Source organism: Blautia sp. HCP3S3_H10_2 (assembly GCF_052122375.1).
In the GTDB taxonomy this organism is placed as follows: Bacteria; Bacillota; Clostridia; order Lachnospirales; family Lachnospiraceae; genus Blautia_A.
Genome location: NZ_JBQKCL010000011.1, coordinates 132,860 through 139,415, shown reverse-complemented (window position 1 = coordinate 139,415; position 6,556 = coordinate 132,860). Strand labels below are relative to the sequence as shown.

Here is a 6,556-nt window from a genome sequence, read left to right as displayed (position 1 = left end):
TGGTAACTTAACAATAAATACATTTTAAAGAAGAATCAACTGCCTTTTTAATAAAAAAACAGTAAAACTGCGCCACAGCCTTGGCAGGCCATCGCGCAGCGATTTTGTTCAATTTGAAGTTTCTGTTGAGTATCAAAAACAGATTATAAATATTTAACGAGGTATTATATGGAAATTGTGAAATTGAATTCCGACACTTTAAAAGATATGAACAAGGCTAATGAGCCATTTGAAATAATAGGCAAACTCAAACCGACATTTGTTAATGATGAATGGACTTATACAGAAGAAATCTATGACTATTCGTATTTACATTCATATCCTAATGAAGATTGTGACTATTCACTTTATATTGAAAATCCTGATAGGGAAGTTTTTTTGGCATATTCCGACAAAGAATGTATTGGTCAAATAGTCTTAAAAAAAGATTGGAATAAGTATGCTTTAGTAGAGGATATATGTGTGTCGAGAACTAGCAGAGGAAAAGGAGTTGGAACTGCTTTAATACAGAAAGCTATTGAATGGGCAAAAGGCAAGGAGTTAGATGGTCTGGCTTTAGAAACGCAGGATAATAATTTGTTAGCATGTAGATTTTATTCAAAATGTGGATTTGTTATTGGAGCAGTAAATACTATGCTTTATAAAAATTTTTCCAAACCTTGGTCTGATTCAACAGCAATATTCTGGTATTTGAAGTTTTGATGAAAATTCGGATTTGTGAGGCAGAAGGGAAAATATGAAATGATATACAAATACAACGAAACCGTATCAGCAAAAGCCTTATCAGATTTGCGTGAATCTGTAGGTTGGAACAGAATGGAAAATGAGTATACAAACCCTTTGATGAAATCATATTATCATATCGCCGTTTATGTAAAAGATGAACTGGTTGGATATATTGATTGTGTGTCAAATGGTGTTACAGATGCTTACATTCAAGATTTGATGGTTCATCCGGATTATCAAGGCAAAGGTGTTGGCACCGATTTGATGAATAAGATGATTATGTATCTGAAAGAAAAACGCATATATATGATTTCTGTTGTTTTTGAAGAAAGTTTAAAGCCGTTTTACGATAAATTCGGTTTCTATAATATGCTTTGTGGACAAATGGAAACCTTTAGCAGCAATTAAATATCACGAGGGTTCAATCATATACAAGCATTGTGTTAACTTCAAAATCGAGCACTGGAAAATTTCAGGTTGTCGGATTGTAAAGGCAGATCCTTACGCAAGGTGCAGGAGAAAGACTCCGCTCGGGTTAAGGGCGAAGCACCTTAGCAGGTCAAGGGTGCAACCATTGCCCAGTTAGTGGCGTTTCGCCACTAAGTACTGGGTATTACTTGTAGCAGAGCTTCACAAGTTTTGGCAACTTCGTTGCTGTTCCCTTCGGGAAAATAATTAAATATTGTTGCTATTAACAGACTGAGTAGAGAAATTTACTTGGTCTTTTTTTGTCAGAATATGAAAGGAAGATGGTTATGAAAGCAACTAGACATAATGGAAGATCAGGTAAGCATGGGACTTACGATGCAAAGCATAATGACCGCAGATTTGATGTGGAGAATAGTGAGCATATTGACGCAGAGAGGACGAAATTCAATGTCTATTGGGACTGCTATCAGGGATACAGTCTGCCGAATGATGAGAACGAAAGGGCAAGGTTCACTTTTTCGGAAGTGGAGAAAGCCTACTATGTTGAGAATTATTCAGATCATGTGGACGGTCAGAATGAAAGAAATCGAAAGGCAAGGCACTATGACCGTGTAAAAACGATTGATGGTATTCTCGAAAATAACAAAACGTGTCCGGAAGAAACTTTATTACAGCTTGGAAACATTGACGGAACAGTTTCAGCCGATGTGCTTGCTCAGATTAGCGCAGAATACTTTGAGGAATTTAATAAGAGATATGGTTCTCATGTACATATTTTGGACTGGGCTTTACATCTTGATGAAGCTACTCCGCATATCCATGAAAGGCACGTTTTTGACGCATTGAACCAGTATGGAGAATTATGTCCCCAACAGGATAAGGCATTGGAAGAATTAGGGTTTGAACTTCCGAAGCCGAATGAGAAAAAGGGAAAGTACAACAATCGGAAGATGGTCTTTGATGATGAGTGCAGAAAGCTGTTCATTAGCATATGTCAGAAACACGGATTGGATATTGACATTGAACCGGTCTATGGTGGTGTGAGCTATTTGGAGAAGCAGGATTTTATTATCATGAACCAGCAGAAACGTATTGACGAGAAGCAAGCCATCTTAGACGGGCTTATGATGAAGATAGAGGACGTAAACGCAGTTGTTGAGGAAGCAGTTGACCTTGCCTATGAAAAGGCTTGTGAGGTTGTCATAGAGCGTGTGAAAGAGGAAACTGTGAAGCATGATGTTGATGTAGTAAAAGATTACGGAGAATTGTTACAGAAACAGCCGAAGGAGAAACTCAGCGACAGTTCTAAGTCGGTAGCTTCCAAAGTCGTAAATGCGATTGTTTTCCGACTGGAGAAAGCGTCTCAGGTTCTTCTTGGCAATATTATTTCTGCCCTGAATGAGCCGAAGAATAAGACTAAGGCAAAGGAGCAGATCAAGGAGCACGCAAGGGTATCTATTCAGGAAAAATTGAAAGCCATGCAGAAGCAAATTAGGGAAGATGAGCAGAAACGAGACGTGCCTATCAGAAAAAAGAATATGGAACTTTAAGGAGCATTTGTTATCCATGACTGGAGAGACAGATGCTTTTTTATTGTCCGGAAAGGATATTATGGGAGTATTTGATGAAGTAAAGGAACGAGTGACCGCAAGGGCGGTTATGGAGCGGGCCGGTATTGTTTTCAATCGGGGTAATATGTGCAAGTGTCCGTTTCATCAGGATAAGACAGCGAGCATGAAAGTAAAGCCGATGGATAAAAAATATTTTTGCTTTGGTTGCGGGGAAAAGGGAGATGCAATTGATTTTGTTGCTAAGTATTATAACCTTTCTCCCAAAGATGCAGCTATGCAGATTGCTGATGAATTTGGAATAGCTTATGACAGTTCGGTGCGGTCTCCACCAAAGCCGGTCAGGAGAGAAAAATCTCCAATGCAGATACTGGAAGAAGCTAAAACAAAGACCTATCGTGTGTTATCTGATTATTTTCATTTGTTAAAAGAATGGGAGAGAGACTTCAAACCGAAAAGCATTGATGAAATTGATGCAAGGTATGAGGAAGCGGTGCAGAATCTGCCTAAGGTGCAATATCAGCTTGATACTTTGCTATGGGGATTAGAGGAAGAAAAAGAAATGCTGGTAAAAGATTTGGGAAAGGGGGTGGCAGATATTGAACGAAAAGTTAGTGAGTATCGCAGAAATCAGAGAACAGTTAATCACAACAGACAAAGGAGCTGTGAAGCAGTGCATTAGGAATGTTGTTACAGTATTGCAGAATGATCCGAAGTTCAAGGGTGTTATTCGTTACAACATGATGACAGATCGGAACGACATTGTAAAAGACTTAGGGTGGTATCGGGAAAGCCCTGTGCTGACTGATTCTGACATAGACCATATCATGCTGTATCTTGAAGAGAATTACAGTCTGACCACGGAGAAAAAGATAAAATCGGCAATCAATGTGGTCGCTATGGAAAACAAGTATCACCCGATTCAGGAAAAACTCAATTCCTTAGTGTGGGACAAAAAAGAGCGTATCAAAGATGTGCTGTATCACTTTCTTGGAGCGGATAGGAATGTCTATACCTACGAAGCAATGAAAGTTCTTTTGTTGGGGGCTATTTCAAGAGTGTTTCGCCCAGGGACGAAGTTTGAGTATATGCTGATACTGGTGGGTGGTCAGGGAGCCGGAAAGTCCACATTTTTCAGGTTCCTTGCCATGAATGATTCATGGTTTACTGATGATCTGAAAAAACTTGATGATGAAAATGTGTTCCGTAAAATGCAAGGACATCTAATCATAGAACTGTCGGAAATGATAGCGACTGCCAGTGCCAGGAGCATTGAGGATATTAAGTCTTTTATCAGCCGGCAGAGTGATATTTATAAAGTACCTTATGAGACACAGCCAAAGGACAGACCGAGACAGTGCGTGTTTGGCGGTACTTCCAACGCTATGGATACGCTTCCGCTTGATCGTACCGGTAACAGACGATTTATGCCGGTCATGGTCTATCCTGAGAGAGCAGAGTGCCATATTCTTGATAATGAAGCAAGTTCAAGGGAATATATCGAGCAGGTGTGGGCGGAAGCTATGGAGATATTCAGATCAGGAGAGTTCAGGCTGATGCTTGGCAAGGAATCAGCGGAATACCTGAAAGATTATCAGAAGCAGTTTATGCCGGAAGATGCTGATGCCGGAATGATACTTGCCTTTCTTGATGATTTCAAAGGAGACAGGGTTTGTTCTAAACTGTTGTGGAAAGAAGCCCTTCACAGAGATTACGAACCTAAGAGGATTGAACTAAAGCAGATTTGTGATATTATGAACAATTCTGTGACCGACTGGGTTATGAGTGATGGAGCAATGCATTTCGGAGATTATGGCAAGCAACGAGGTTGGGTGCGTGTCGGTTCGTCTCAGGAGATCCCCGACAAAGCGGACAGCGATGGTTTTATGGAAATACCGAAACAGTTGGAATTGGAGATACCATTTAAGTAACAAAATTGATGAAGTTACCTTGTTGTTACTTATGTTGTTACCCAGTGGAAGCATTGATTTTACTGGGTTTTCTATGAAAGGTAACAAAAGTAACAAGAAAATAGAAAAATAAATAAAATACGGGTAGCAAGTATAGGTAGCGGTGATTTGAGAAGTCTTTTCGGTCATGTTACCTTTTTTGTTACCCTTTCCCTTGTAGGGGGAATTTGGGAAAGGAGCGGAGCGAATGCAAGAAGAGAAAACGGTGGAAAACAAAGCAAATTATATAGATGGCGGTAATTTTAAGACGAGAATCGGCAATACTACTTACCTTGTCGGGGTGTTCTTCAACAATGCGAAAAAGGTAACAGTAGAGGACAGAATAAAGAATTTAATACGTCAGGAAGTGGTTGCTGGCAATTTCTAAGCCAGTTAATCATTAAAACGAACATTTTTTATAGTGAATTATCATTCTCTGTATTGACAAAACGCTTCCGAAGGGAACTGTGCTTCTGGAAGTTGGCAGTATGCTGGCAAAAGGCAGTCCGATGACGGATGAGAATGGAAAAATCGTGCGGGACAAAGAGGGAAAAGTTATATACGAACCGTATAAAATCAAAGTTTTGAATACAATTAACTTCAAAAAATCCATGCACTATAATCCATTTGTATATATCCGCAGTGAAAAAGATATTCTAAAACTGGTAACAACCATTATTGCTAACACCAAAGGTGAAGGGCAGCAATCGGGTGAGGATTTTTGGGTAAAGGCGGAAAAACTTTATTATTGTGCCCTGATCGGTTATATCTGGTATGAAGGTAGGGAAGAGGAAAAGAATTTCAATACTTTGCTTGCAATGATTAATGCGTCAGAAGCCAGGGAAGATGATGAGAATTTCAAGAATCCAGTAGATATGATGTTTGATGAACTGGAGCAGAAAGACCCGAACCATTTTGCGGTAAGGCAGTACAAAAAATACAAGCTGGCTGCCGGTAAGACAGCAAAATCTATTCTGATCAGTTGTGGTGCAAGACTCGCACCCTTTGATATTGCGGAACTGCGGGAGCTTATGAGTTATGACGAACTGGAACTGGATTTGGTCGGTGACAGGAAAACAGCATTGTTTGTTATTATTTCAGATACCGATGATACCTTTAATTTTATTGTTTCTATTATGTACACACAGCTTTTTAATCTGCTCTGTGACAGAGCTGATGATGTATATGGAGGTAGACTTCCAATTCATGTGAGGTGTCTCCTAGACGAGTTTGCGAACATCGGACAAATTCCAAAATTTGAAAAACTGATTGCTACGATTAGAAGCCGGGAAATCTCAGCTTCTATTATTTTGCAGTCAAAGTCTCAGCTTAAGGCAATTTATAAGGATAATGCTGATACCATCGAAGGGAACTGTGATACGACCTTATTCCTGGGTGGAAAGGAAAAAACGACATTAAAGGAAATAGCGGAGATCCTGGGAAAAGAAACCATAGATCTTTATAACACATCGGATACGAGAGGCAGTCAGCGGTCTTATGGAATGAACTACCAGAAAACAGGAAAGGAGTTGATGAGCCAGGATGAAATAGCAGTCATGGACGGGGGAAAATGTATTCTGCAGGTGAGAGGTGTCAGACCATTTTTCTCAAATAAATACGATATTTGCAAACATAAAAACTACAAATATCTGTCCGATTATGACAAAAAGAATACTTTTGATATTGAAAAATATCTGAGTACTAATCTGATACTAAAATCAGAGGATGAAGTGGAACTGTATCAGATGTAACTTCTCGACAAATTGTCGGGAAGTGGATTATGGGAGGAAATCATGAATAATTTGGAAAAAAGGAACAGTCGGTATCCATCGACGAAAATGAATATACCGACTGTACGTGTGAGGAATTTTCCAAGTAGAAAAT

6 protein-coding genes and 1 pseudogene are annotated in these 6,556 nt (G+C 39.4%); all 7 read left to right on the top strand.

Going from position 1 to position 6,556, the window contains the following annotated elements:
* Window positions 1-168 precede the first annotated feature (168 nt).
* Complete coding sequence (locus ACTQWB_RS13130) at window positions 169-702, top strand: GNAT family N-acetyltransferase (RefSeq protein WP_441501967.1); 534 nt, start codon at window positions 169-171, stop codon at window positions 700-702.
* Window positions 703-741: 39 nt separating this feature from the next.
* Window positions 742-1,134: a GNAT family N-acetyltransferase gene (locus tag ACTQWB_RS13125; RefSeq protein WP_441501968.1), complete on the top strand. Its 393-nt coding sequence runs from the start codon at window positions 742-744 to the stop codon at window positions 1,132-1,134.
* A 347-nt stretch (window positions 1,135-1,481) separates the two neighbouring features.
* A complete protein-coding gene (locus tag ACTQWB_RS13120) occupies window positions 1,482-2,705 on the top strand; it encodes a serine/arginine repetitive matrix protein 2 (protein ID WP_441501969.1) in 1,224 nt (407 codons plus the stop codon).
* A gap of 16 nt (window positions 2,706-2,721) precedes the next feature.
* Entirely contained in the window at window positions 2,722-3,405 is a 684-nt protein-coding gene (locus tag ACTQWB_RS13115) for a CHC2 zinc finger domain-containing protein (RefSeq protein WP_441501970.1), read from the top strand.
* A 58-nt stretch (window positions 3,406-3,463) separates the two neighbouring features.
* The gene (locus ACTQWB_RS13110; RefSeq protein WP_441502025.1) at window positions 3,464-4,654 is read left to right on the top strand and encodes a VapE domain-containing protein; all 1,191 of its coding nucleotides are present in this window, start codon (window positions 3,464-3,466) and stop codon (window positions 4,652-4,654) included.
* Between the two features lie 226 nt (window positions 4,655-4,880).
* Complete coding sequence (locus ACTQWB_RS13105) at window positions 4,881-5,060, top strand: transposon-encoded TnpW family protein (RefSeq protein ID WP_441205985.1); 180 nt, start codon at window positions 4,881-4,883, stop codon at window positions 5,058-5,060.
* 61 nt (window positions 5,061-5,121) lie between these two features.
* Window positions 5,122-6,423: pseudogene (locus tag ACTQWB_RS13100) on the top strand (VirD4-like conjugal transfer protein, CD1115 family); the annotation flags it as partial.
* Between the last annotated feature and the right edge of the window lie 133 nt (window positions 6,424-6,556).

Bases quoted from the DNA above. Each gene is read 5' to 3' on its own strand.
- ACTQWB_RS13110 (WP_441502025.1), top strand. From the start codon at position 3,464: ATGATGACAGATCGGAACGACATTGTAAAAGACTTAGGGTGGTATCGG.
- ACTQWB_RS13125 (WP_441501968.1), top strand. From the start codon at position 742: ATGATATACAAATACAACGAAACCGTATCAGCAAAAGCCTTATCAGAT.
- ACTQWB_RS13130 (WP_441501967.1), top strand. From the start codon at position 169: ATGGAAATTGTGAAATTGAATTCCGACACTTTAAAAGATATGAACAAG.
- ACTQWB_RS13120 (WP_441501969.1), top strand. From the start codon at position 1,482: ATGAAAGCAACTAGACATAATGGAAGATCAGGTAAGCATGGGACTTAC.
- ACTQWB_RS13115 (WP_441501970.1), top strand. From the start codon at position 2,722: ATGACTGGAGAGACAGATGCTTTTTTATTGTCCGGAAAGGATATTATG.
- ACTQWB_RS13105 (WP_441205985.1), top strand. From the start codon at position 4,881: ATGCAAGAAGAGAAAACGGTGGAAAACAAAGCAAATTATATAGATGGC.